Here is a 24,123-nt window from a genome sequence, read left to right as displayed (position 1 = left end):
TTGCGTGGCCCGGTCAGGTGAGTGCCGCCGCCAGAAGTGCGGCGGCCTCGGCGACGAGCGCGTTGTCCGCCGCCGCGTCGGGTTCGTGTTTGGTCGTGAGGACGGCCATCACGATCGGTTGCCGGTCGGGAGGCCAGGTGATGCCCACGTCGTTGTTGGTTCCGTACTTCCCCCCGCCGGTCTTGTCCGCGAGGGTCCAGTCCGCAGGAAGTCCGGCCCGGAAGCGCTCGCCGCTGGTCGTGTTGGCCAGCAGCCACCCGGTCAGCCGTTCCCGGTCGTGGTGTGTGAGCGCGTCGCCGAGAGTGAGGCGCGCATAGGTCTGTCCGATGGCACGGGGGCTGGTGGTGTCAGTCACGCGCCACGGTTCCGCCGAGTTCAGCTCCGGCTCCCACCGGTCGAGCCGGGTTGTACCGTCCCCGATCGAGCGGCAGAAACGGGTGATGGCGGTCGGGCCTCCCAGCTCGCGGAGCAGGAGGTTTCCTGCGGCGTTGTCGCTGTAGCAGATGGTGGCGGCGCACAGTTCCGCGACGGTCATGCCGCCCGCGAGATGCTCGGGAGTACCCGTGATCGGGGCGTATCCCGAGTCCGTGACGTCCTTTTCGGTGTACCGGATGCGCCTGGCCAGGAACTCACCGTTGTGGTCGAGGTCCCGCAGGACGGCTGCGGTGGCGAGCGTCTTGAACACCGAGCAGATGGGGAAGCGTTCGTCCGGGCGGTACAGCACTCTTCTTCCCGTGGCCGTGTTGCGGGCGAACACACCCAGGCGAACGGAATGCTCCTGCTCAAGCTCCCTCAGCTGCCTGGAGATCTCGTCTCCGCCGGGCGCTGAAGCGTATGCCCTCCCGCCGGTGGACATGACGGCGGCCAGTGTCGTCCCGGCACCTATGGCCAGTATCGCGCGGCGGGTCGGGCGTGCCCCTAAGGACTCCAAGATCGAATTCTCCTCTTTCTGTGGCGGCCGGGAGGTTCACCCGGCCCCAGGGAACAGTGGAACAGCCGCTGGCGCGGCAGTTCGCGGACCAGTCAACTATGCGTAGTCATCCCGCTGTTGCGTGGGACCACCACCGCGGCGGACGGCGGGCAGAGGCTGAACAGATCGGCCAAGGGTCGTCAGCGTCTGCGGGCGACGCCCGCACTGTCCGCCGCGGACTGGAGCGAACGCACCGCGAGCAGCAGAAAGCCGATGTCGTCCAGGAGGACCGGGTCGGGCAGCAGGTCAACCGGACTCGCCAGGTAGATCAGGGCACCCCAGAAGATCATCTTGTTCTCGACGGGAATTCCCGCGTCCCGCAGCAGCCGCCGTGCCCTCACGAGTCTGACCAGGAGCATGCCGGCCAGCACCACGGTGGTGACGATCAGGGCAGCGGCGACCGCCACCACCACCCACAGTTCGGTACGCATGACTTCTCCCGTCTCCCAGGACAAGGAGTACCCCACTGCGGCGAAGTCGCTCACCCAGGTGCCGTCAGACGGGTGGCGCGGATGCCGCGCGACATGAGCGATGTGGCAGCCGCAGACGACTTCAGCACGCGATACAACCTGGCGCAGAAGCCGGGAGCATGGGCTCGGGGCGGTCCGCACAGGGGGCCTCTCGGTGGGAGATACCAGTGGTGCACACCGATGTACTGATCGTGGGCGCCGGCCCCGTCGGGCTGACCGCGGCCACGGAACTCCGATGTCGCGGCGTCGACTGCCGCCGGAACAGGGGCCGGCGAGCACCGACGCCCCGGGCGCCGTCGGGCAGGCCGAAACGCTGCTCGCAGCGCTGTCCGACCACCCTGGCAGATCCGACAAGGAATGAACGCCTGCCGCTCCAGGCCGCGCACCGGCGCAGCAGACAACCGACCCAAACCCACTCAGGTCAAAACGCAACAAAGTGGGCGTATCCTGTCCAGAACGCCGTAATGCACCGCGGATGGCGACGGAGGCGGCGCATGACCGACCCCCACGGCTTCCTCAAGACCCCCCGTCGGCCCAGTGTGGCGCGCCCCGTCGAGGAACGCCTGAGCGACTGGAACGAGGTCCACACAGGACAGACGCTGCTGCCGCTCGTCTCCGAGCAGGCAGGGCGCTGCATGGACTGCGGCATACCGTTCTGCCACAGCGGCTGCCCGCTGGGGAATCTCATCCCCGAGTGGAACGCGTACGCGGCGCGGGGCGACTGGCGGGCCGCGGCCGAGCGGCTGCACGCGACCAACAACTTCCCTGAGTTCACCGGGCGACTCTGCCCGGCGCCGTGTGAGGATGCCTGTGTACTGGCCATCAATGCCGATCCAGTCACGATCAAGAACGTCGAGCAGGCCATCGCCGACCAGATCTGGGAGCGCGGGTACGCGCCACCGCAGCCGCCGCAGCGGCTGAGCGGGAAGACGGTCGCTGTCATCGGCTCCGGACCCGCGGGACTGGCGGCGGCGCAACAGCTCACCCGAATCGGCCACACCGTCGCCGTCTACGAGCGCGCCGACCGCATCGGCGGGCTGCTGCGCTACGGCATCCCCGAGTTCAAGATGGAGAAGCGGCACCTGGACCGCCGTATCGAGCAGATGCGTGCAGAGGGCACGAAGTTCCGCACCGGTGTGAAGGTCGGCAGCGATCTGGACGCCACCGAGCTCAGGAGGCGCCACGACGCGGTGGTCGTAGCTGTCGGGGCCACGGAGCGGCGGGAAATCTCCGTACCCGGCCGCGAGCTGTGCGGCATCCATCAGGCAATGGACTACCTGACCCTCGCCAACCGGGTCACGGAGGGCGACTATGCAGCGCCCCCCGTCACCGCCGAGGGCAAGCACGTGGTGATCATCGGCGGCGGGGACACGGGATCGGACTGCCTGGGCACCGTGCTGCGCCAGGGCGCGGCCTCCGTGGTGCAGCTGGACATAAACCCCGAGCCGGGTGGCGCCCGGCCGGACAGCGAGCCCTGGCCCACCGTCCATCCGAAGGTCTACCGGATCTCCCATGCCCATGAAGAGGCCCGGGGGCGGGAGGGTACGGATCCGAGGCTCTTCTCCTGCGCCACCTTCCGCTTCGAGGGGAACCGGGCCGGCCACGTGCGCGCGGTGCACCTGACGGAAGTGGAGCCTGAGGCCAGAAGGCCGCGGCAGGGCACCGAGCGGATGATCCCGGCCGAGCTGGTGCTGCTCGCCCTCGGCTTCTCCGGTCCCGAGCGGGGCAGCGGCGTGATGGAGCAGCTCGGGCTTACGCTGGATGGGCGGGGAAACTTCGCGCGGGACGCCGGCTTCGCGGCCGTAGCAGCGCAGGCGAAGCAGACAGATCGCGTCAAGGCGGAGGGCGTGTTCGTCGCGGGCGACTCGGGACGCGGCCAATCGCTGGTGGTGTGGGCCATCGCGGAGGGACGGGCCGCAGCGGCGGCCACCGACCTCTATCTCACCGGCTCCACCGTGCTCCCGGCCCCGATCGCCCCGACGGACCGGCCCATGGCGGTGTGACCCGCCGGCCGATTCTTTCCGTTGCGGGATGCCGACAGGGGTACATCGAGCCTGACCGTCCCTCAACTCTCTGTACTCAGAGGTGCTTGACCGGTAATCGGCCCAGTTCGGCGCCCAGTGACCGAAAATCTATTTCGCTCCACAGGTCTTGGTAGCGGGTACCCAATCGAGTTCGAGTGGCAACCCGACGATGGACGGTGAAGACTACAGGTGACGGTTTTGTGACCGGATGAGAGCTCACGAGCTCGTGGCTTCCGGATTGCTCGCTCCCGCCATCGAGGGAGCGCGAGGGCTCCGGATGCCGGCCGCATTGGCCCATCGTGTTCGAAATTTCCTCAAGGAGAAATTTCTTCAAGGGGCTGACATGGAAGATGAATCTGTCGAGGTTTTGACGCCCGGGCCGGATGAATCTGCTATCACCAAGCGCAGGTACACCGGCCCGAAGACCGGCGTCGAGAAAAACCTCGAGGATATGCTGGCCGAGGTGCTGGCCGACGTCGTGGGCGTCGAGCGGGTGTCGGTCGACAGCCACTATTTCGATGACCTCGGCGCCAATTCGTTGGTGCTGGCCCATTTCTGTGCACGGGTGAGGAAGCAGGCGGACCTGCCATCGGTGTCGATGAAGGACGTCTACCAAAACCCAACAATCCGAAGCCTGGTGGCGGCGCTCGCGGACACAGCACCCACCCCTGCCGAGTCGTCGGTCCCGGCGTCGACCAAGGTGGTGACACCGGCCAGCACGCTGCAGTACGTCCTATGCGGAACGCTTCAGTTCCTGATTTTCCTCGGGTATTGCTTCCTCGCCGGAAATGTCACCGCCCGGGGCTACGAGTGGGTCTCCGCCGGCTCAGGTTTGAGCGACATCTACCTGCGGTCGGTCCTCTTCGGCGGCGCCGGCTTCGTTGGCCTGTGCACGTTCCCGATCGTGGCCAAATGGATCCTCATCGGCCGCTGGGAACCCCGCGAGTTCCCAGTCTGGGGTCTGACATATCTGCGCTTCTGGACAGTCAAGGCGCTGGTCCACGCCAACCCGATGATCTTGTTCGTCGGCAATCCGCTGTACGTGCTGTACCTGCGGGCCCTCGGCGCGCGGATCGGGAAGGGTGTCACCATCCATTCCCGCACCATTCCGGTCTGCACCGACCTGCTCACGATCGGCGCCGGCACCGTGATCCGTAAGGAAGCGTTCTTCCTCTGCTACCGGGCGCACAGTGGGCGCATTCAGACCGGCCCCGTCACCCTCGGCCGGGACGTGTTCATCGGCGAGAAGACCGTGCTCGACATCGACACGTCGATGGGCGACAGGGCGCAGCTCGGCCACACCTCCGCGCTTCAAAGCGGCCAGGTGGTCCCGGACGGCCAGCGGTGGCACGGATCCCCGGCACAGCGCACGGAACTCGACTACGTGAGGGTCGCGCCGGCGCGCTGCGGCACGCTGCGCCGGGCCGGCTACGGCCTCCTCACCCTGCTCCAGGTGATCTTCCTGTACGTGCCGCTGACCGTCGGGGGCGCGTACATGCTGCTGACCGAGGTCCCGGCGCTGAGCAACGTACTGGGCACGGGCACGGTGGGGATCACGTCGCCGGAGCTCTTCATCGACGCGCTGGTCCTTTCCCTCGTGCTCTTCTTCGGCTTCGCCGTCGTGGGTTTCGCCGCATTGCTCACCATTCCGCGCCTGTTGAACCTATTCATCAAGCCGGACAAGGTCTATCCGCTGTACGGCTTCCATTACTCCGCGCACCGGGCGATCGCGCGCATGACGAACATAAAGTTCTACAAATGGCTCTTCGGTGACAGCTCCTACATCGTTCACTATTTGCGCGGCCTCGGATACGACTTGTCTCATGTCGAGCAGACCGGGTCGAACTTCGGCACGGAAGTGCAGCACGAGACGCCGTACCTGAGCTCTGTCGGCAGCGGAACGATGATCGCCGACGGGCTCTCCATCATCAATGCCGACTTCTCGAGCACATCCTTCCTCGTGTCCCGAGCGTCGATCGGGCCGCATAACTTCCTGGGGAACAACATCGCCTATCCCTCAGGGGGCAGGACGGGCGACAACTGCCTCCTCGCAACGAAGGTGATGATTCCGCTCGACGGCGAGGTCCGCGAGGGAGTGGGCCTGCTCGGCTCGCCGTGCTTCGAGATTCCCCGGTCGGTGGAGCGCGACAGCCGGTTCGACCATCTCCGGACCGGGGACGAGTTGCGCCGCAACCTCGCGGAAAAGAACCGCTACAACATCCGCACGATGGGCTTGTTCCTGTTCGTGCGCTGGCTGCACTTCTTCGTTCTCACGCTGCTCGGCCTTGCGACCGTCGATTATTACGGTGCTTTCGGGCAGGTAGTGATCGCTGCGTCCCTGGCGCTCGTCCTTGGGTTCACCGCTGTCTACTTCGTACTGGTGGAGCGTGGCATCACGGCATTCCGCGCGCTGCGACCGCAGTTGTGCTCCATCTATGACGCGAACTTCTGGTTGCACGAGCGTCTCTGGAAGGTGCCTGTCGAGTACTTCAATGTCTTCAATGGCACCCCCTTCAAGAACGTGATCTGGCGCCTGCTGGGTGTTCGGCTCGGCTGCCGGCTCTTCGACGACGGCTGCATGTTGACGGAACGGACGCTCGTCACCATCGGGGACGACTGCACGCTCAACGCGGGAAGCAAAATCCAGTGCCACTCGCAGGAGGACGGCACCTTCAAGTCCGACCACAACACGATCGGTGCCGGCTGCACCCTCAGTGTCGGTGCCCACATCCACTACGGCGTGACCATAGGCGACGGCGCAGTGCTCGCCGCCGACTCCTTCCTCATGAAAGGCGAGGAGATCCCCCAGCACGCACGGTGGGGAGGAAACCCAGCCGCGGAGATGCGGGATCACTATCAGCCGACGACGACTGCGGCGCCGCCCTGTTCGGCGGCCCCCAACACCGTGGCGACCGTGAGGGGAGGGGGATGACGATGGGAGCGCAAGTGGAAGCCGAGCGGGAGTTCTGGCGCGGCGTGCTCGTCGCCGGTGGATTCACCACGATTCCGCGATGGACGCTCAATCCGCTGACGGGCGTTGACGAGCACGAGGCGACGATCCCGGGCGACGTCGTGGGAGCGTTGTGCCGACTGGCGGAGGACCTGGCGGTTCCGCTCAACTCGGTGCTGCTGGCCGCGCATGCCAAGGTGCTCGCTGCGCTGTCCGGCGAGCACGAGGTCGTGACCGGCTACGTCGCCGTGGAGGGCGGCCAACCGTTGCCCTGCCGGCTGACGACCGAACCCGACTCGTGGCGGACGCTGCTGCTGAACACCCATCAAGTCGAGTCAGAACTGCTGTCGCACAAGGGCTTTGCGGTCGATGGTCTTAAGGCAGAGCTGGGCCTGACCGAACCGTCGCTCGAGACCGTGTTCGATCCGGCCGACGTCGGCGGCGATCTCGCCGAAGGCACGGCGCTGTGGGTGGGGTTCGCGCAGCACGCGGGCCAACTCCTGCTGCGGTTGCGGTATCGGACCGACGTGCTCGACGCGGACTGTGCCGCCAGGATCGCCGGCTATCACCTCACCGCACTCGCACTGATCGCCGCCGATCTGGATGCCGAGCACGGGCGGCAGAGCCTGCTCTCCGCCGAGGAACTCCAGTTCCAGCTCGAAGGGTTCGCCGGACCGCGCCGGGACCTGCCGGACCGCCGGTTCCACGAACTGTTCGAGCAGCGGGCGAGGGCACACCCGGACGCCGTCGCAGCCGTGCACGGCGACCGGCAGTGGACCTATGGGGAGCTCAACAGCCGTGCCAACCGGCTGGGGCGAGCCCTGTTGGCGCGGGGGCTGCGCCGCGAAGGTGTCGTCGCGGTGGTGACCGAGCGCAACCTGGACTGGATGGCCGCCGTCCTCGCTGTCTTCAAGGCCGGTGGCGTCTACCTGCCCATCGAGCCGCACTTCCCGGCCGAACGCATCAGGGCCACGCTCTCCCGTGCCGAATGCACCCTGGTGCTGACCGAATCCGGCAGCACCACCACCCTCGATCAGGCACTCGACTCCCTGCCCGGAGTCCAGAGGCTCTTCGTCGAGGCGGCCTACGAAGAGGACCATGCCGACGATGATCTCGGCGTCGGCGTCGCGCCGGACCAACTCGCCTACATCTACTTCACCTCCGGCTCCACAGGTGAGCCCAAGGGTGCGATGTGCGAGCACGCGGGCATGCTCAACCACCTCTACGCCAAGATCGACGACCTGGAGATCGGCGAGGGGCAGGTGGTCGCCCAGACCGCACCTCAGTGCTTCGACATCTCCCTGTGGCAACTGGTTTCCGCGCTCCTGGTCGGTGGGCGGACCCTGCTGGTCGAGCAGGAAGTGATCCTGGACGTCCAACAGTTCGTCGACAAGATCATTGACGGCCGGGTCGCGGTGCTCCAGGTCGTACCCTCCTACCTGGAAGTCGTCGTGTCCTGTCTGGAGCAGCACCCCCGCGAGCTGCCGGACCTGCGGTACGTGTCGGTGACCGGTGAGGCGCTGAAGAAGGAGCTCGCCGAGCGCTGGTTCGCGGCCGAGCCGGAGATCAAGCTGGTCAACGCTTACGGGCTGACCGAGACCTCGGACGACACCAACCACGAGGTCATGGACCGGGTGCCGGACCGAATCCTGCTCGGCCGCGCGGTCAACAATGTGCATGTCTACGTCGTCGACGAACACCTCGCACCGGTGCCGCTGGGTGCCCCGGGTGTGATCGCTTTCTCCGGGGTCTGTGTCGGCCGCGGCTACATCAACGACCCCGAACGCACCCAGGCGGCTTACCTGGCGGATCCGCACCGCGAAGGCATGCGGCTCTACCTCGGCGGCGACTACGGCCGCTGGCAGCCTGAAGGCAAGCTGGAGTTCCTCGGCCGCCGCGATACCCAGGTCAAGATCCGCGGGTTCCGGATCGAGATCGGCGAGATCGAGAACACCCTGCTGCGGATACCCGGCGTCCGCGACGGCGCGGTGGTGGTGGCCGAACGCGCCGACCAGAGCAAGCACCTGGTGGCCTTCTACTCCGGCCGGCAGCCACTCGAGGCCGACGTCCTGTTGCACCGGCTCGGTGCTTCACTGCCCGAGTACATGGTCCCGTCTGCCTTCCACTGGCGGGAAAGTCTGCCGCTGACGGCCAACAGCAAGATCGACAAGAAGACGCTGGTGGCGCTCGCCGGAGAGCTCGACGTCGTCGAGGACGACTACCGCGCGCCGAGTACGCCCACCGAAGAGCGGCTGGCGGTCGCATGGGCGAAGGTACTTGGCATTCCGGAGAACCAGATCGGACGGCGGGACCACTTCTTCGACCGGGGCGGCACGTCGCTGTCGGCAGTGAAGCTGGCGATTACCCTGGACCGTGCGGTGACCCTCAAGGACGTCACCCGTCACCCGATCCTCGCTGATCTGGCCGAGCTGGTCGACGGCAGGTCCGAGCGGCGCTCCGGGCTGCTGCAGCCACTGTCGGAATCGGACCGCGCGCAGGCCGCTGCCCTGGTGTGCTTCCCCTACGCCGGCGGCAACGCGGTGAACTTCCAGCCGATGGCCAGGGCACTGCCGGCCGATGGCCTGGCGGTCTACGCCGTCGAGCTGCCCGGTCACGACGTGGCCGCCGAGAGCGAGCCGTTCGCGCCGATCGCACAGGTGGTCGAACAGGTCATCGCCGAGATCACCCGGCGTGGCCTGACCAGGGTCCTGCTGTGGGGCCACTCCTCGGGCGCCGCGTTGGCTGTGGAGACAGCCAGGCAGTTGCAAGAGCGCGGGGTGGACGTCCAGCGGGTGTTCCTTGGCGCGCAGTTGCTCGGTGACGCCACCGACCGGCGCGCCGCCATCACCGAGCTGACCGGGCGGAGCAACGCCGAGATCGCCGCGGGGCTGGGCGCGGACAGCGGCTACACCGAGCTCGGTGAGCTGGATGCGCAGCACGCCGAGCATATCGGTGCCGCCTACCGGCACGACTGCGTCGCCGCACACCGTTATTTCGCCGACACCCTGGACGCCCCGCCGACGGTGAAGCTGTCCGCGCCGGTCACCGTGGTCGTTGCCACCGACGACCCGCACACGGCCGAGTTCCCACGCCGCCACCGCGACTGGCAGCTCCTGGCCGAGCGCGTCGACCTGCACGAACTCGCCGACGGCGGCCACTACTTCCTGCGCACCCGTCCGACCGAGGCGGCCAAGGCCGTGCTGCGCGCCGCCGAATTGCTGACTTCTTCCTGAGCCGCGACCGAAAGGAAAACGAGATGTCGTCCTCATCCCAGGCGTCACTGCTCGACCTGGAGCTGCAACCCGGCAAACCTCCGATGCTGCGGGTCGAGACCACCGGCGACGCGCTGAGCTGGGCGGCCGAGCACCGGGACGCGCTGCGCGCCGTCGTCGCCGAGCACGGTTCGGTCCTGGCGCGCGGCCTCGGGCTGCGCGACGCGGCCGAGACCGGTGCCGTCTTCTCGAGGCTGACCACCGGGCTGATGACCGAGAAGGAGGCCTTCGCGCCTCGGCGGGCCTACGCCGACGGCGTGTACTCCTCATCGCAGTGGCCGCCGAACCAGCCGATGTGCATGCACCACGAACTGAGCTACCGGCTCGAGTTCCCCGGCCTGATGCTGTTCGCGTGCCTCAGTGCGCCCACCGAGGGCGGGGCTACCGCGGTGGCCGACTCACAGACCGTGCTCGACGCACTGCCCACCGAGTTGACCCAGCGGTTCGAGCGGGAGGGCTGGCTGCTCACCCGCAGCTACAACGACGAGATCGGGGCGTCCGTGGCCGAGGCGTTCGGCACCGAGGACCGGGGCGCCGTCGAGAGCTACTGCCGTGCCAACGCGATCGAGTTCGAGTGGCAGCCCGACGGTGGACTGCGCACCAGGCAGCGCCGCAGCGCCGTGGTGCGACACCCGGTCACCGGCCGGCGCTGCTGGTTCAACCAGATCGCGTTCCTCAACGAGTGGACGATAGCCCCCGAGGTGCGCGAGTACCTGGTGGACGTCTACGGCGCCGACGGACTGCCGTTCAATACCCGCTTCGGCGAAGGCGACCCGATCGGCGAGGACGTCGTGCAGCTGCTCAACCAGGTCTACGAGGACAACACCGCACGCGAGCCGTGGCAGGCCGGCGACCTGATGCTCGTCGACAACGTCCGCACCTCGCACAGCAGGGAGCCCTTCGAGGGACCGCGCGAAGTGCTCGTCGCGATGGCCGACGCGGTGCGCCTGGCCGACTGCTCGCCGACCGTCGAGGTGACCGCAGGATGACCCCCATCCGTCCCACCGCCACGGAGTCCGCAATGTCCGAGCCGATCACTGTGCCACCGTTCGCGGTGATCTCCGGTGCCCAGGTTCAGCGCGTGCTGCAGGGGCGCGAGAAGGAGATCGTGGAGTTGGTCGAGGCCACCTACCGGCTGCACAGCGCCGGTCATTCGGTGAACCCGCCGTCCTACTTCCTGCGTTTCCCCGACCGCCCCTCCTCCCGGATCATCGCGTTGCCCGCCTCGATCGGCGGGGAGGTGCGGGTGGACGGCCTGAAGTGGATCTCCAGCTTCCCGGAGAACGTGACGGCAGGCATCCCGCGGGCCTCGGCCGTGCTGATCCTCAACGACCATGACACCGGCTACCCGTTCGCCTGTCTGGAAAGCTCGATCATCAGCGCCAGCAGGACGGCCGCTTCGGCGGCGTCGGCGGCCGAATGCCTCAGCCACGGCCGGCCGCGGCCGACGCGCGTCGGGTTCATCGGGACGGGCCTGATCGCCCGCTACGTCCACACCTTCCTGGCCGGCACCGGCTGGTCGTTCGACGAGATCGGCGTGCACGACCTGTCCGCCGACAGCGCGTCCGGCTTCCGGTGCTACCTGGAGCAGTCGGGCACCGCCGGTCGGATCACCGTGCACGACAGCGCCGAGAAGTTGATCCGCCTCAGCGACCTGGTGATCTTCGCCACCGTCGCCGGTGAGCCGCACGTCAGGGACGTGTCGACGTTCGCACACAATCCGCTGGTGCTGCACCTGTCGCTGCGCGACCTCGCGCCGGAGATCGTGCTCGCCTCGACCAACATCGTCGATGACGTCGAGCACTGTCTGAAGGCCAACACGTCGCCGCATCTGGCCGAGCAGCTCACGGGCAACCGGGAGTTCCTGCACGGCACGTTGGACGACGTGATGGCCGGGCGGGTGACGCTGCCGGCAGACCGGCCGGTGGTGTTCTCGCCCTTCGGCCTCGGGGTGCTCGACCTCGCCGTCGGCAAGTACGTCTACGACGAGGTGGTCCGCTCCGGAGAGTTGCACGTAGTCGACGACTTCTTCCACGAACTGAGCCGGTACGGATGAGCCGGCCGAGAGCCCAGGAGGCCTATGCAGGAGTAATCCCAGGAGAGATCGCCGGTCAAGTCGCCGCAGATCAGGGCGTACTGGACCGCGGCCGCTGACGCAGGGCTCCCCCATGCTCTGCTGCAGGTGAGGAGACCATCGTGCCCGTCATATCTGTTCCTTACGCCTTCAATGAAGAAGAGCTCTATGTCGACCTTCGGTCGATCTTCGGGCACTCGCTATTCCTGAAGTGTGAGGGCTTCAACTTCGCCGGCTCCATCAAGCTGAAGGCCGCGACCGAGATGGTGGAGACCGCTGAGCGGGATGGAGTCCTGACGCCGGATTCGATCCTGGTCGAGTCCTCGTCCGGAAACCTCGGCGTGGCGCTGAGCATGATCGCGGCGAGCAAGGGCTACCGCTTCCTGTGCGTGACGGACTCCCGCTGCAACCTGTCGACCCGGTTGATGATGGAGGCGTTGGGCAGCCAGGTGCACATCGTCGCCGGACAGGAGGCCTACGGCGGCTTCCTGGGCGCGCGGCTCGACTACGTCCGCGCACTGTGCGCCTCCGACGACCGCTACGTGTGGCTCAGCCAGTACACCAATCCGAGCAACTGGAAGGCGCACTACGGCAAGACAGGGCCGGAGATCGCCCGCCAGTTCCCGGGGCTGGACGTGCTGTTCATCGGAGCCGGCACTACCGGGACCCTGATGGGCTGCGCGCGCTACTTCCGTGAGTGGCACCGGCCGGTGCGGATCATCGCACTGGACAGCGTCGGTTCGGTGGCCTTCGGTGGTGCGCCAGGCCGCCGGATGATTCCCGGCCTGGGCATGAGCATCCGTCCGCCGCTGCTCGACGAGTCCTATGTGGACGAGGTGATACGCGTCGAGGAGGCGGACACCATCCGTACGTGCCATCGTCTGGCCAGGCACGGATTCCTGTTCGGCGGCTCCACCGGCACGGTGGTCAGCGGCGCGATGGGCTGGCTGACGCAGCATGACGCGCGTGAAATCACCGCGGTGGCCATCGCCCCGGACCTGGGCGATCGCTACCTCGACACCATTTACCAGGCCAATTGGCTGCAGGATCTGTACGGCGAGGCCGTGCTCAACTCCGACGAGGTGTCCGCCGGTTCATGGGCGCCCTCCCCCGCGCCACCGACGCGACCGGGCCGACTGCCGGACCTGCAGACCGGCGACCGGCGCCATCAGCTCCAGGGTCGTAAGACCTAGGCGTGACACCCAGCGTGCGGTCGCGGCCGTCAAAGCGTACAACTACGCCCACATCCCTCTGCTTCTGGGCGTGGTCACGTTCGCTGCGGGAGTGAAGAAGTCGGCGGCTCACCCTTTGGATCACGCGACGGTTCCGGGCGCGCTTTTTGTTGCGTGGGGTGTAGCCGTCTACCTGTGCGGACACGCTTGGTTCCGACACTGCCCAAGTCCGGCGGGAAGCCTGATCCGACTGGGCCATCCGTGGCGCCGTGCCCGTCCGTCAGACTCAGACGTACTCCGACGCGGCATCCAACAGCCAGTCCGCCATATACCCGGCGAAGGACGAACGGACCAGCAGCCAGAACCCGGCCCGGGCCTCGTCGCGTGCAACCAGCACGACCTGCGCGCGGGCCAGGGTGGTCTGGGCACAGCGGCCAGGCCCGAAGGAACGCGGGTGCAGGTCCAGCGGGCAGCCGTGGGCCAGCAGGTCGCGGGCGCGAGGGCCCGCGACGAGCAGGGTGGTGCGCTGGGCCGAGACGTCCGTGACCGCTGCCGGCTCGTCGCCGGCAGCAGCCCGGATCTGGTGCTCCAGGCCCGCCTGACTGCCGGGCGGGCCGACGACGAGCCATTCGTCGGGGCCGAGCCAGAGGGCAGAGCGGTCACCGGCGTGTACGACGGTGTTGGGTTCGAGGGGCAGTTGGAGACCTAGGGCAAGCCCGACGGCGTCGGCAGCCGGCCCCTTGGGGTCGAGCCGGACGTTGACCTGGGCGAGGAAAGGCAGTTCGGCCAGGCGCACGTCGCCGCCCGAGGCGCGGGTGGCCGCGGCGAAGCGGCCGGCGGCGTGCGCCAGGGGGCTGTGGCGGGTAGCGGTGTCAGCCATCGCGGCGGGCTCCCTCGGGGTCGTAGAGGACGGGACTTGCGACGGTCACTGGGACCAGACGGTCGCCCACAGGTGCAAACAGCCGCTCGCCGATGCGGTCCCGGCCGCCCTTGATCAAGGCGAGTGCGAACGTCCGGCCGAGCGCCGCGCTGTGGTAGCTCGATGTGACATGACCGAGCATCGGCACCGGTGGCTCGGGTAGCACGCTGTCGGCGACCAGGTGGGTGCCCTCGGGGAGGAACGAGTCCGGGTCTTCCGGGAGCAGGCCGACGAGGTGCTTGCGGTCGCCACGCGTGGTGTCGGCGCGTGCGTGGGATCGCTTGCCGACGAAATCGGGCTTCTTCTTGGACACCGCCCAGCTCATCCCGAGGTCCTGCGGGGTGACGGTGCCGTCGGTGTCCTGGCCGATGATCGGATAGCCCTTCTCGGCGCGCAGGACGTGCATGGTCTCGGTGCCGTACGGGGTGATGCCGAACGGGCTCCCCGCCTCGTAGAGCGCCTCCCACAGCGCGCGGGCTTCCCACGGCGACACGTTGATCTCGTAGGCCAGTTCGCCGGAGAAGCTGATCCGGCAGACACGGGCCGGGATTCCGGCGACGGCCGACTCGCGCCATGCCATGAACGGGAAGCTGTCGTTGTCCACGGCGAGGTCCGGTGCGAGGGCGCCCAGTACGTCGCGGGAGCGGGGGCCGACGAGGGCGACGGTGGCCCACTGCTCGGTCACGGAGGTGCAGTGGACGCGCAGTTCGGGCCACTCGGTCTGCAGCCACTCCTCCATCCAGTCCAGGACGGCGGCCGCGTTGCCGGTCGTGGTGGTGACCAGGAAACGGTCCTGGGCGAGGCGGATGACGGTGCCGTCGTCGAAGATCATGCCGTCGAGTCGGCACATGACGCCGTAGCGGATCATGCCGACTTTGAGGGTGCTCATCATGTTCGTGTAGAGCCGGTCGAGCAGGACGGCGGCGTCCGGCCCCTGCACATCGATCTTGCCGAGGGTCGAGGCGTCCATGAAGGCGACGCCCTCTCGGGCAGCGCGGCACTCACGGAGCACGGCGGCATTCATGTCCTCGCCGTCCTGCGGGTAGTACCAGGGCCGCTTCCACTGACCGACGTTCTCGAAGAGCGCGCCATGCTCAACGTGCCAGTCGTGCAGGGCGGTCACGCGTGCAGGGTCATGGAGCGCGCCGCGGTCGCGGCCCGCGAGGGTGGCAAAGGAAACGGGGGTGTAGGGAGGGCGGAACGTCGTCGTACCGAGGGCGGAGATGTCCACGCCAAGGAGCTGAGCGACGGTGCCGCTGGCGAGGACACCGGAGGTCTTGCCCTGGTCATTGGCGGTGCCCGCGGTGGTGTAGCGCTTGGTGTGCTCGACCGAGCGCATACCGGCGCCGGTCGCGCGGGCGAGGTCGTCGACGGTGACATCACGCTGAAGGTCGATGAAGCGGGGCGCGCCTGCGGCGCCGGGGACGACGAAGACCTGCATGGACGGGGTCTGCGATTCGCCGGCCGCGACCGGGAGCTCGGGTACGCCGGCCACATAGCCCTCGGCCTCGACCGCTCGGGTGCCCGCCGCGGCGCCCTGAGCGAGGACGCCGGGCAGATCGAAGACACCGGAGACGGAGCCTGCGGCCTCGACCGCCTGACCGCAGGTGTCCGGGACGAACGTGCCGAGCGTCTCGTCGTAGCGCAGCTTTCCGCCCGCCTGGCTGAACAGATGCGCGACGGGGTTCCATCCACCGGAGACCAGCAGCAGGTCGACGGCGAACTCGCGGTTCCCTGCGGACTCTCCGTACGGGGCGACAGTCACCGCCGTGAGGCGCGCACCGCCCTCGGTGCCCGTGACGGCATGCCCGGCGAGCACCTCGATCCCGGCGTCCTGGGCGCGGCGCGCCCACTCCCCCGGTTCGAGGCGGGTGTCGACGACCGCCGCGATCTCCACGCCCGCCGCCGCCAGGTCGAGCGCGGCCGGGTAGGCGCTGTCGTTGGTGGTGAAGACGACGGCGCGACGGCCGGGCAGGACGCCGTAGCGATTGGCGTACGTACGGGCGGATGCCGCCAGCATGACGCCGGGGCGGTCGTTGTCGGCGAAGGCGAGCGACCGCTCGTGCGCTCCGGTGGCCAGGACGACGCGGCGGGCGCGGATGCGCCAGACGCGCTCGCGGGAGACGTACTCGGGGGCTTCGCCGCCGAGGTGGTTGGTGCGGCGCTCGACGGCGAGGACGTGATTGTCGTCGTAGTAGCCGAAGGCGGTGGTGCGGCGCAGCACGCGCACCTCGGGCTCGGCAGCGAGCCGCTCGCCCAACTCGCCTGCCCAGTCGATGAGTTGGCCTGTCCCGAGGAGGCTTCCGCCCAGCTCTGGCTGGTCGTCGGCGAGGATGACGCGCGCGCCGCTGCCGGCGGCGGCGGACGCGGCCGCGAGTCCGGCCGGTCCTGCGCCGACGACGAGCAGGTCGCAGTGGGCGTGGACGGCGTCGTAGCGCGCGGGGTCGGGTTCGGTGGCGAGCCGCCCTTGGCCGGGGAGGCTGCTCGCGACGAGCCCGTCGTACAGCTCCACGGCCGTGGCGGGCAGCATGGGCTCGGGGAACGGCTCCTCGATCTGGACGACGGCGTTGGGCTCCTCGACTCCGGCGGAGAAGATGCCGCGCGGGCGGCCGAGCTTGATGCTGGTCCCGGCCTGGATGATGCCGTTGGCGAGGAGGGCGGAGGCGAGGGTGTCTCCGCGGAAGCCTTCGTACGTCGTGCCGTCGAAGGTGAACGTGAGCCGTTCGTCCCGGGCTACGCGACCGCCCGTGGTGAGGCGGAGGGGCTGAGTGCCGGTGCCAGTGCCCGTGCCTGCGGCCTCGAGTGCCTGAGGTTTCGTCGCCGGGTGCGCGCCGGTGGCCAGGGAGTTCTCCCCCACCCCGCCCCTTCCCGTAACCGGGGCTCCGCCCCGGACCCCGCTCCTCAAACGCCGGAGGGGCTCAAATTCCGCCGGACGGGCTGGATTCGGCTTCGGCTCGCCCGCTCGGTACACCGTCAGGATCTCGTTCGTCGCCGTATTGCGCACAGCGTTGAACCAACGACGGCATCCGGCCGCATGGCTCCAGCGCTCAGCGAACGGGCCCTTGGGGTTGTCGCGGAAGAAGAGGTAGCGCGCCCACTCCTGGTCGGTCAGGGCAGCGCTGTCCTCGGGATACGGCACGTGTGCCTGACCGCCGTAGTGGAATTCGGCTTCGTCACGGGGCCCGCACCAGGGGCATGGGATGAGCAGCATCGATTCGGCTCCTCAGTGGGCCACCGCGGCCGCGCCGTGCTCGTCGACGAGCGCGCCGGTGGTGAATCGGTCGAGCGAGAAGGGGGCGTTGAGGTGGTGGGGGGTGTCGTGGGCGATGGTGTGGGCGTAGACCCAGCCGACGCCCGGGGTGGCCTTGAACCCGCCGGTCCCCCAGCCGCAGTTGAGGTAGAGGTTGTCGACCGGGCTGAGTCCGATGATCGGCGAGGCGTCGGGGCTGACATCGACGATGCCGCCCCAGGTACGCAGCACATGGGCACGGGCGAAGACCGGGAAGAGTTCCAGGGCGGCCGACATCTGGTGCTCGATGATGTGGAAGGCGCCGCGCTGTGTGTAGGCGTTGTACGCGTCGATGCCCGCGCCCATCACCAGTTCGCCCTTGTGGGCCTGGCTGACGTACACATGCACCGCGTTGGACATCACGACCGTGGGGTGCACGGGCTCAAGCAGCTCGGAGACCAGCGCCTGGAGCGGGTGGCTCTGCAGCGGCAGCTCGAAGCCCGCCATGGCGGCCAGCACCGAGGTGTGACCGGCTGAGCAGAGCGCCACCTTTCCGGCGGCGATGGGACCGAGCGTGGTCTGTACGCCGACGACCCGACCGCCGGCGATGTCGATGCCGGTGACTTCGCAGTTCTGGATGATGTCGATGCCGGCGGCATCGGCGGAACGCGCCAGCCCCCAGGCGACGTGATCGTGCTTGGCGATGCCGGCCCGCGGCTGGTAGGTGCCGCCCATCACCGGATACCGCACGTCGGGCGAGATGTTGACGATGGGGCAGACGTCCTTGACCTGCCGCGGGTCCAGCCATTCGGCGTCGACACCGTTGAGCCGGTTGGCCTCGACTCGGCGCACGCTGTCGCGGACATCCTGCAGGCTGTGGGCGAGGTTCAGCACACCGCGCTGGGAGAAGAGGATCGGGTAGTCGAGTTCGTCCGCCAGCCCCTCCCACAGCTTGAGGGCGTGCTCGTAGATTCCGGCGCTCTCGTCCCACAGATAGTTGGAACGGATGATGGTGGTGTTGCGGGCCATGTTGCCGCCCGCGAGCCAGCCCTTCTCCAGCACGGCCACATTGGTGATGCCGTGGTTCTTCGCCAGATAGTGGGCGGTCGCGAGACCGTGTCCGCCGCCGCCCACGATCACCACGTCGTACGACGGCTTCGGCTCGGGCGTGCGCCACAGCCAGTCGGGGTGCTCGGGGAGGTCGGCACCCGGGGTGCGGGGGCTCATCGGGCGTCTCCTGAAAGGTGCGGGTACAGCGGGTGTTTGGCGGCCAGCGCCTGCGTACGGGCGCGGAGCGCGGCGACGTCCGGGGCGGGCTGGAGCGCGAGCGCGATCACATCGGCGACTTCGGCGAAGTCCTCTTCGGTGAAGCCGCGCGTGGCCAGCGCGGGGGTGCCGATGCGCAGCCCTGAAGTGACCATGGGCGGGCGGGGATCGAAGGGGACGGCGTTGCGGTTGACGGTGATGCCGATGCCGTGCAGCAGGTCTTCCGCCTGCTTCCCGTCCAGTTCCGACTCCCTGAGGTCGACCAGGACCAGATGGACGTCAGTGCCGCCGGTGAGGACGCTCACTCCGGCCGCGGTCGCGTCGGGCTGAGTAAGCCGTTCGGCGAGAATGCGGGACCCGGCGAGCGTGCGGGCCTGCCGCTCGGCGAACTCCGGCGACGCGGCGAGCCTGAACGAGACCGCCTTCGCGGCGATGACATGCTCCAGCGGTCCACCCTGCATACCGGGGAACACCGCCGAGTTGATCTTTTTGGCGAGGTCGGCCTCATTGGTGAGGATGACGCCGCCACGCGGGCCGCCGAGCGTCTTGTGGGTGGTCGTGGTGGTGACATGGGCGTGCGGTACGGGATTGGGGTGCAGCCCGGCGGCCACGAGGCCCGCGAAGTGGGCCATGTCGACCATCAGATACGCGCCCACCTCGTCGGCGATCCGCCGGAAGGCCGCGAAGTCCAGCTGCCGGGGATACGCCGACCAGCCCGCGATGATCATCTTGGGGCTGTGCTCCTTGGCGAGCCGCTCCACCTCGTCCATGTCGACCAGGTTGTCGGTTTCGTCCACGTGATAGGGCACGACACTGAGCATCTTGCCGCTGTAGTTGATGCGCATGCCGTGGGTGAGGTGCCCGCCGTGCGCGAGGTCGAGGCCGAGGACGGTGTCACCGGGCTTGAGCAGAGCGAAGAAGACGGCGGTGTTCGCCTGGGCGCCGGAGTGCGGCTGCACATTGGCGAACCCGGCGCCGAAGAGGGACTTGATCCGCTCGATGGCCAGCCGCTCGGTCACGTCGACGTGTTCACAGCCGCCGTAGTAGCGGCGGCCCGGGTAGCCCTCGGCGTACTTGTTCGTCAGGACCGAGCCCTGGGCCTCCATGACCGCCGAGGGGGCGAAGTTCTCCGACGCGATCATTTCGAGGGTGGACTGCTGGCGGTCCAGCTCCGCGGCGACGGCGGCGTGGACCTCCGGGTCCAGCTCGGCGAGTGGCGCGTTCAGCGTGTTCATGCGGCGTTCCTCTCGGCGGCCTCAACGACATTGGCGAGCAGCATGGCCCGCGTCATGGGTCCTACGCCGCCGGGCATGGGCGCGACCCATCCGGCGACCGTGGCGGCGTCGGGGTGGACGTCGCCGATCAGCCCTTCGTCGGTGCGGGTGATTCCGACGTCGAGGACGACGGCACCGGGCCGGAGCATCTCGGGGGTGATCAGTCCGGGCGATCCGGCGGCCGCGATGACGATGTCCGCCTCGCGTACGTGCCAGGCCAAACCCTTGGTCCCGGTGTGGCACAGGGTCACGGTGGCGTTCTCGGACCTGCGGGTGAGCAGCATCCCGATCGGCCGGCCGACGGTGATGCCTCGCCCGATGACGCACACCCGCGCTCCGGCGAGGGGGACATCGTGGCGGCGCAGCAGTTCCACGATGCCGCGCGGGGTGCAGGGCAGCGGGGCCTCGACGCCGAGCGCGAGGCGGCCGAGGCTCACGGGGTGCAGGCCGTCGGCGTCCTTGGCCGGGTCCATACGCTCCAGTACTGCGTTGGCGTCGAGGCCCCGCGGCAGCGGCAGTTGGACGATGTAGCCGGTGCAGGCGGGGTCGGCGTTGAGCTCGTCGATGACGGCCTCCACCTGCTCCTGCGTCGCGTCTGCGGGCAGTTCGCGCCGGATGGAGGCGATCCCGGCCTGTTCGCAGTCGCGGTGCTTACCTGCGACGTACGCGTGGCTGCCGGGATCGTCGCCCACCAGCACGGTGCCGAGGCCTGGCGTGATTCCCCGCGCGGCCAGCTTGGCGACGCGCTCGGCGAGTTCCGTGCGGATCGCAGCCGCGGTCCGCTTGCCGTCCAGGATCCGTGCGTTCACATCGCTCCTCTTCATACGGGTGGGGGCTCAGCCGCGCAGGCGGGACATGGACGGGTCGAACAGCGGCTCATCGGCGACGACCGCTTCGACGCGCTGGTCGAAGTAGCCGATGTGCACGGCGGTGCCGGTAGTGGCGAGCTCGGCGGGCAGCCACGCGTAGGCGATGCCCTTGCCGATCGTGTAGCCGTACGCGGCACTGGTGACGTAGCCGACGGGGCGGTCGCCGTCGTACACCGGCTCCTTGCCCATGACCACGGCCTGTGGGTCGTCGATGGTCAGACAGGTAAGGCGGCGCCGCACGTCGGCCTTGCGCCGTTCAAGCGCCGCCTTGCCGATGAAGTCGTCCTTGTCGAGCTTGACGGCGAAGCCGACACCCGCCTCGTAGGGGTCGTGCTCATAGGTCATGTCGGTGCCGAAGGAGCGGTAACCCTTTTCCAGACGGAGGCTGTTGAAGGCGCCGCGGCCGGCGGCGATGCCGCCGAGGGGCTGGGCGGCCTGCCACAGGGTGTCCCACAGTTTCACGCCCATGTCCGCGGTGGTGTACAGCTCCCAGCCGCGTTCGCCGACGTACGACAGGCGCATCGCGGTGACGGGGACGGAGCCGATGTGGGCGCGCTTGGCGCGGAAGTACTTCAGACCGTCGTTGGAGAAGTCCGAGTCGGCGAGCGGCTGGAGGACCTCGCGGGCCAGCGGGCCCCACAGGCCGATGCAGCAGGTGCCGGCGGTGATGTCGCGTACCTGGACCGACCCGTCCGCCGGCAGGTGCCGGCCGAACCAGTCGAGGTCCAGGTTGCCGTTGGCGCCGACCTGGAAGTGGTCGCGGCCGAGGCGGGCGACGGTGATGTCGCTGCGGATGCCGCCGTCTTCGTCGAGGAGCAGGGTGTACGTCACCGAGCCGACCGACTTGTCGACGTTGCCGGTGGACAGCCGCTGGAGGAAGGCGGCGGCGCCGCGGCCGGTGACTTCCAGACGCTTGAGTGCCGTCATGTCGTACATCGCGACGGTCTCGCGGGTGGTCTGGGCCTCGGCGCCGACGATGGGCGACCAGTAGCGCGCCGCCCAGTCGTTGGGAGTGGGAATGGAACGCCCGGCCGTCAGGTGCTCGTTCGCTTCGTACCACTGGGGCCGCTCCCAGCCGGTGGCCTCCAGGAAGAAGGCGCCGAGTTCCTGCTGGCGGGCGTGGAAGGGGCTGGTGCGCAGGGGTCGTGGCGCGCCGGCCGGCTGGAGGGGGTGGAGGATGTCGTAGACCTCGACGAAGTTCTGGCAGTCGCGGGCCAGGACGTACTCGGGCGAGAGCTGGTGCGGCTCGAAGCGGTTGACGTCGCACTCGTGCAGATCGAAGGACGAACAGTGGCCGTCCACGAGCCATTCGGCCACCGCGCGGGCGACGCCGGCGGAGTGGGTGACCCACACGGCCTCGGCGACCCAGAAGCCCTTAACGTCCGGTGATTCGCCCAGCAGCGGCAGGCCGTCGGTGGTGAAGGAGAAGAGGCCGTTGATGCCCTCTTCGATCTTGGCGTCGCGCGTCGCCGGCAGCAGGGCCCGAGTCTCGGCCCAGGCGTCGGCGAAGTCGTCCTCGGTGAACTTCAGGACCGAGGGCATCAGCTCGGCGTCGTCCACCGAGGCGATGTCCTCCGCGTCGACGGGCATGGGCCGGTGGCCGTAGTAGCCGATGCCGATGCGGTCGAAGCGGTCGCGGTAGTACAGGTCCGCGTCCTGGTGGCGGAGGATCGGCCGGACGGCCTCCTCGGCCTGGCCTTCCAGGGCGGGGACGGGGCCGGTCCAGGCGAGCTGGTGGGCGAGCGGGGTCAGCGGCAGGTTCATGCCGACCATGCGGGCGATCTTCGGGCCCCAGATGCCGGCACAGCACACGACGATGTCGGCGGGGATCTCTCCCTGGTCGGTGACGACCGCGCTGACCTTGCCCTCGTCCTGGACGACGTCGAGCACTTCGTGGCGGGCGAGGAAGCGTACGCCGCGCTCGGTGGCCCGACGGATCTGGGCCTCGACGGCGAGCACCGCCTTGGCCAGGCCGTCGGTGGGGACCAGGAGGCCGCCGAGGACGCACCCGCCGTCCACCAGCGGGTGCAGTTCGATGCACTCCTCGGGGCTCAGCAGCCGGGACTCGATGCCCCAGGCGGTGACCCAGCCGTGGCGGCGGTGCAGCTCGGTCAGGCGTTCGGGGGTGGTGGCCACCTCGAGGCCCCCGACCTGCAGGAAGCAGGGCTGTCCGTCGACGTCGAGGCTGCAGAACTTCTCGACGGTGTAGCGGGCGAGCTCGGTCATGGTCTTCGAGGAGTTCGCCTGGAAGACCAGCCCCGGAGCATGGGACGAGGACCCGCCGGTGGCGGGGAGGGGCCCCTGGTCGACGACCGTGATGTCACTCCAGCCTGCGGAGGACAGTTCGTCGGCAAGCGCCGCTCCCACGACGCCCGCTCCGATGATGACCACTCGGGGTCCCGCCATCGCCGCACCTCCGCCTTTTAAAGCAGTCCAGTTGCTGTCAGCGCAACATGCTTCAGGTTGCGCAACTCACGATGCCGGTCACCGAGGGTGGGTGTCAAGGGGCCTTCACGGCCGTAACCGGGGCAAAAAAGAGCCGTGCCCGGCGGGCTGTCACGGCAGCCCGCCGGGCACGGCTGTGCGTCCCGGTCCCGCTTGTGGATCAGCTCGTGTCGAGCCGGTGGATCAGCCCTTCTTGAGCCAGGCGTCGACCTTGTCGCGGTTGGCGTCCACCCACTTCTTGGCCGCCGCCTCCGGCGTCATCTTGTCCTCGGCGATGTACTTCGCCACGAGGTTCTGGTCGTCGTTGGTCCAGGTGAAGTTCTTCACGAGGTCATAGGCAGGGCTGCCCGATTCGGCGAACTTCCTGCTGACGATCTTGTCCAGCTGATACTCGGGGTAGTCGCAGGCGATCTTCTCCGCATCGGCGTCACAGCCGGGCGCGTACTTCGGCAGATTCACCTTCACCAGGTCGACCTCCGACAGGAACCACTGCGGCTCGTAGAAGTACCCGATCACCCAGGTCTTCTTCGCCTCGGCCTGTCGGAACGCCTGGATGAGCGCAGCCTCGCTGCCGCCGTAGACAACCTTGTAGTCAAGCTTGAGATTCTTCACCAGTGCGGCGTCGTTCGTGACGAACGACGGGTCGCCGTCGAGGAACTGGCCCTTGGCGCCCGACTCCGACGTCTTGAAGTTGGCGGCGTACTTGTTGAGGTTCTTCCAGTCGATGATGTCCGGGTGCTCCTTGGCCAGCCACGGCGGCACGAACCAGCCGATGACGCCCTTGTTGCCGGTCGTACCGGCCTGAATGGCGGTCCTCTGGTCGGTGATGTACTTCTTCTTCAGGTCGTCGTGGCCCCAGTTCTCGACGACCGCGTCCACCTCGCCGGTGCCGAAGCCCTGCCAGGCGACCTCTTCCTTGAGGTCCTTCTTGGTGACCTGACACTTGAGGTCCTGCTCGGCGACATACGCGATGACCGCCGCGTTTGCCTCGTATCCGACCCAGGGGTTGATCGCGAGGTTGAACGTGCCGCACTTGCCGGAGTCGCCCCCCGCCTTGTCCGATCCCGACTCGCCGACCTTGGCGCCGCCGCAACCGGTGAGCGCGGCCAGGCCCAGCGCCAGCCCGGCCGCCACGGCCCGCCGTCTCGCGGGCCGCGACTGCGTGATGAAGTTCCCTGACATGTGCTGC

At 68.5% G+C, this 24,123-nt stretch carries 15 protein-coding genes and 2 pseudogenes; 8 read left to right on the top strand and 9 right to left on the bottom strand.

Annotated features, from left to right (window positions below; genetic code table 11):
- Positions 1 to 13: 13 nt before the first annotated feature.
- Both bla and QFZ67_RS34930 read right to left on the bottom strand, forming a co-directional pair.
- Positions 14 to 856: a class A beta-lactamase gene (bla, locus tag QFZ67_RS34935; protein WP_307666080.1), complete on the bottom strand. Its 843-nt coding sequence runs from the start codon at positions 854 to 856 to the stop codon at positions 14 to 16.
- A gap of 254 nt (positions 857 to 1,110) precedes the next feature.
- Positions 1,111 to 1,401, bottom strand: coding sequence for a DUF1232 domain-containing protein (locus tag QFZ67_RS34930; protein ID WP_307665041.1), 291 nt, complete (start codon positions 1,399 to 1,401; stop codon positions 1,111 to 1,113).
- Between the two features lie 158 nt (positions 1,402 to 1,559).
- Here QFZ67_RS34930 and QFZ67_RS39210 point away from each other — a divergent pair.
- The 8 genes and pseudogenes from QFZ67_RS39210 to QFZ67_RS39205 form a co-directional block, all read left to right on the top strand.
- A pseudogene (locus QFZ67_RS39210) lies at positions 1,560 to 1,685 on the top strand (FAD-dependent monooxygenase); the annotation flags it as partial.
- 249 nt (positions 1,686 to 1,934) lie between these two features.
- Positions 1,935 to 3,443: a glutamate synthase subunit beta gene (locus tag QFZ67_RS34925; protein WP_307665040.1), complete on the top strand. Its 1,509-nt coding sequence runs from the start codon at positions 1,935 to 1,937 to the stop codon at positions 3,441 to 3,443.
- A 364-nt stretch (positions 3,444 to 3,807) separates the two neighbouring features.
- Complete coding sequence (locus QFZ67_RS34920) at positions 3,808 to 6,396, top strand: Pls/PosA family non-ribosomal peptide synthetase (protein ID WP_307665039.1); 2,589 nt, start codon at positions 3,808 to 3,810, stop codon at positions 6,394 to 6,396.
- A 2-nt stretch (positions 6,397 to 6,398) separates the two neighbouring features.
- A complete protein-coding gene (locus QFZ67_RS34915) occupies positions 6,399 to 9,647 on the top strand; it encodes an amino acid adenylation domain-containing protein (protein ID WP_307665037.1) in 3,249 nt (1,082 codons plus the stop codon).
- Positions 9,648 to 9,670: 23 nt separating this feature from the next.
- On the top strand, positions 9,671 to 10,675 hold the full coding sequence (locus QFZ67_RS34910; RefSeq protein WP_307665036.1) for a TauD/TfdA family dioxygenase: 1,005 nt from the start codon (positions 9,671 to 9,673) through the stop codon (positions 10,673 to 10,675).
- Positions 10,676 to 10,707: 32 nt separating this feature from the next.
- Complete coding sequence (sbnB, locus tag QFZ67_RS34905) at positions 10,708 to 11,742, top strand: 2,3-diaminopropionate biosynthesis protein SbnB (RefSeq protein WP_373430162.1); 1,035 nt, start codon at positions 10,708 to 10,710, stop codon at positions 11,740 to 11,742.
- Between the two features lie 140 nt (positions 11,743 to 11,882).
- Entirely contained in the window at positions 11,883 to 12,953 is a 1,071-nt protein-coding gene (sbnA, locus tag QFZ67_RS34900) for a 2,3-diaminopropionate biosynthesis protein SbnA (protein ID WP_307665034.1), read from the top strand.
- A pseudogene (locus tag QFZ67_RS39205) lies at positions 12,928 to 13,173 on the top strand (low temperature requirement protein A); the annotation flags it as partial. The gene sbnA and the pseudogene QFZ67_RS39205, both read left to right, overlap by 26 nt.
- Positions 13,174 to 13,218: 45 nt before the next feature.
- Here the strand turns inward: QFZ67_RS39205 and QFZ67_RS34895 are convergent.
- From QFZ67_RS34895 to QFZ67_RS34865, 7 genes are all read right to left on the bottom strand, one after another.
- Positions 13,219 to 13,812 (bottom strand): sarcosine oxidase subunit gamma, encoded by a 594-nt coding sequence (locus QFZ67_RS34895; RefSeq protein ID WP_307665033.1) that lies wholly within the window; start codon positions 13,810 to 13,812, stop codon positions 13,219 to 13,221.
- The gene (locus tag QFZ67_RS34890; RefSeq protein ID WP_307665032.1) at positions 13,805 to 17,062 is read right to left on the bottom strand and encodes a sarcosine oxidase subunit alpha family protein; all 3,258 of its coding nucleotides are present in this window, start codon (positions 17,060 to 17,062) and stop codon (positions 13,805 to 13,807) included. Before QFZ67_RS34890 ends, QFZ67_RS34895 begins: the two co-directional genes overlap by 8 nt.
- A 12-nt stretch (positions 17,063 to 17,074) precedes the next feature.
- Positions 17,075 to 18,307 (bottom strand): sarcosine oxidase subunit beta family protein, encoded by a 1,233-nt coding sequence (locus QFZ67_RS34885; protein ID WP_307665031.1) that lies wholly within the window; start codon positions 18,305 to 18,307, stop codon positions 17,075 to 17,077.
- Positions 18,304 to 19,581: a serine hydroxymethyltransferase gene (glyA, locus tag QFZ67_RS34880; RefSeq protein ID WP_307665030.1), complete on the bottom strand. Its 1,278-nt coding sequence runs from the start codon at positions 19,579 to 19,581 to the stop codon at positions 18,304 to 18,306. The genes QFZ67_RS34885 and glyA overlap by 4 nt, the downstream gene beginning before the upstream one ends.
- Positions 19,578 to 20,429: a bifunctional methylenetetrahydrofolate dehydrogenase/methenyltetrahydrofolate cyclohydrolase gene (locus QFZ67_RS34875; protein ID WP_307665029.1), complete on the bottom strand. Its 852-nt coding sequence runs from the start codon at positions 20,427 to 20,429 to the stop codon at positions 19,578 to 19,580. Before QFZ67_RS34875 ends, glyA begins: the two co-directional genes overlap by 4 nt.
- Before the next feature lie 27 nt (positions 20,430 to 20,456).
- Positions 20,457 to 22,895 (bottom strand): FAD-dependent oxidoreductase, encoded by a 2,439-nt coding sequence (locus tag QFZ67_RS34870; RefSeq protein ID WP_307665028.1) that lies wholly within the window; start codon positions 22,893 to 22,895, stop codon positions 20,457 to 20,459.
- Between the two features lie 222 nt (positions 22,896 to 23,117).
- Positions 23,118 to 24,116 carry an ABC transporter substrate-binding protein gene (locus tag QFZ67_RS34865; protein WP_307665027.1) on the bottom strand — a complete coding sequence of 333 codons (999 nt, stop codon included), beginning with the start codon at positions 24,114 to 24,116 and terminating at the stop codon, positions 23,118 to 23,120.
- Positions 24,117 to 24,123: the final 7 nt, after the last annotated feature.

Source organism: Streptomyces sp. V1I1, from assembly GCF_030817355.1.
GTDB lineage: Bacteria > Actinomycetota > Actinomycetes > Streptomycetales > Streptomycetaceae > Streptomyces.
This window is presented reverse-complemented; position numbering and strand designations above follow the sequence as displayed.

Excerpts from the sequence above, each read along its gene's own strand:
- QFZ67_RS34910 (WP_307665036.1), top strand. The coding sequence starts at position 9,671 with ATGTCGTCCTCATCCCAGGCGTCACTGCTCGACCTGGAGCTGCAACCC.
- QFZ67_RS34925 (WP_307665040.1), top strand. The coding sequence starts at position 1,935 with ATGACCGACCCCCACGGCTTCCTCAAGACCCCCCGTCGGCCCAGTGTG.
- glyA (WP_307665030.1), bottom strand. The coding sequence starts at position 19,581 with ATGAACACGCTGAACGCGCCACTCGCCGAGCTGGACCCGGAGGTCCAC.
- bla (WP_307666080.1), bottom strand. The coding sequence starts at position 856 with ATGTCCACCGGCGGGAGGGCATACGCTTCAGCGCCCGGCGGAGACGAG.
- QFZ67_RS34870 (WP_307665028.1), bottom strand. The coding sequence starts at position 22,895 with ATGGCGGGACCCCGAGTGGTCATCATCGGAGCGGGCGTCGTGGGAGCG.
- QFZ67_RS34930 (WP_307665041.1), bottom strand. The coding sequence starts at position 1,401 with ATGCGTACCGAACTGTGGGTGGTGGTGGCGGTCGCCGCTGCCCTGATC.
- QFZ67_RS34920 (WP_307665039.1), top strand. The coding sequence starts at position 3,808 with ATGGAAGATGAATCTGTCGAGGTTTTGACGCCCGGGCCGGATGAATCT.
- QFZ67_RS34915 (WP_307665037.1), top strand. The coding sequence starts at position 6,399 with ATGGGAGCGCAAGTGGAAGCCGAGCGGGAGTTCTGGCGCGGCGTGCTC.
- QFZ67_RS34895 (WP_307665033.1), bottom strand. The coding sequence starts at position 13,812 with ATGGCTGACACCGCTACCCGCCACAGCCCCCTGGCGCACGCCGCCGGC.
- QFZ67_RS34890 (WP_307665032.1), bottom strand. The coding sequence starts at position 17,062 with ATGCTGCTCATCCCATGCCCCTGGTGCGGGCCCCGTGACGAAGCCGAA.
- QFZ67_RS34885 (WP_307665031.1), bottom strand. The coding sequence starts at position 18,307 with ATGAGCCCCCGCACCCCGGGTGCCGACCTCCCCGAGCACCCCGACTGG.
- sbnB (WP_373430162.1), top strand. The coding sequence starts at position 10,708 with ATGTCCGAGCCGATCACTGTGCCACCGTTCGCGGTGATCTCCGGTGCC.
- QFZ67_RS34865 (WP_307665027.1), bottom strand. The coding sequence starts at position 24,116 with ATGTCAGGGAACTTCATCACGCAGTCGCGGCCCGCGAGACGGCGGGCC.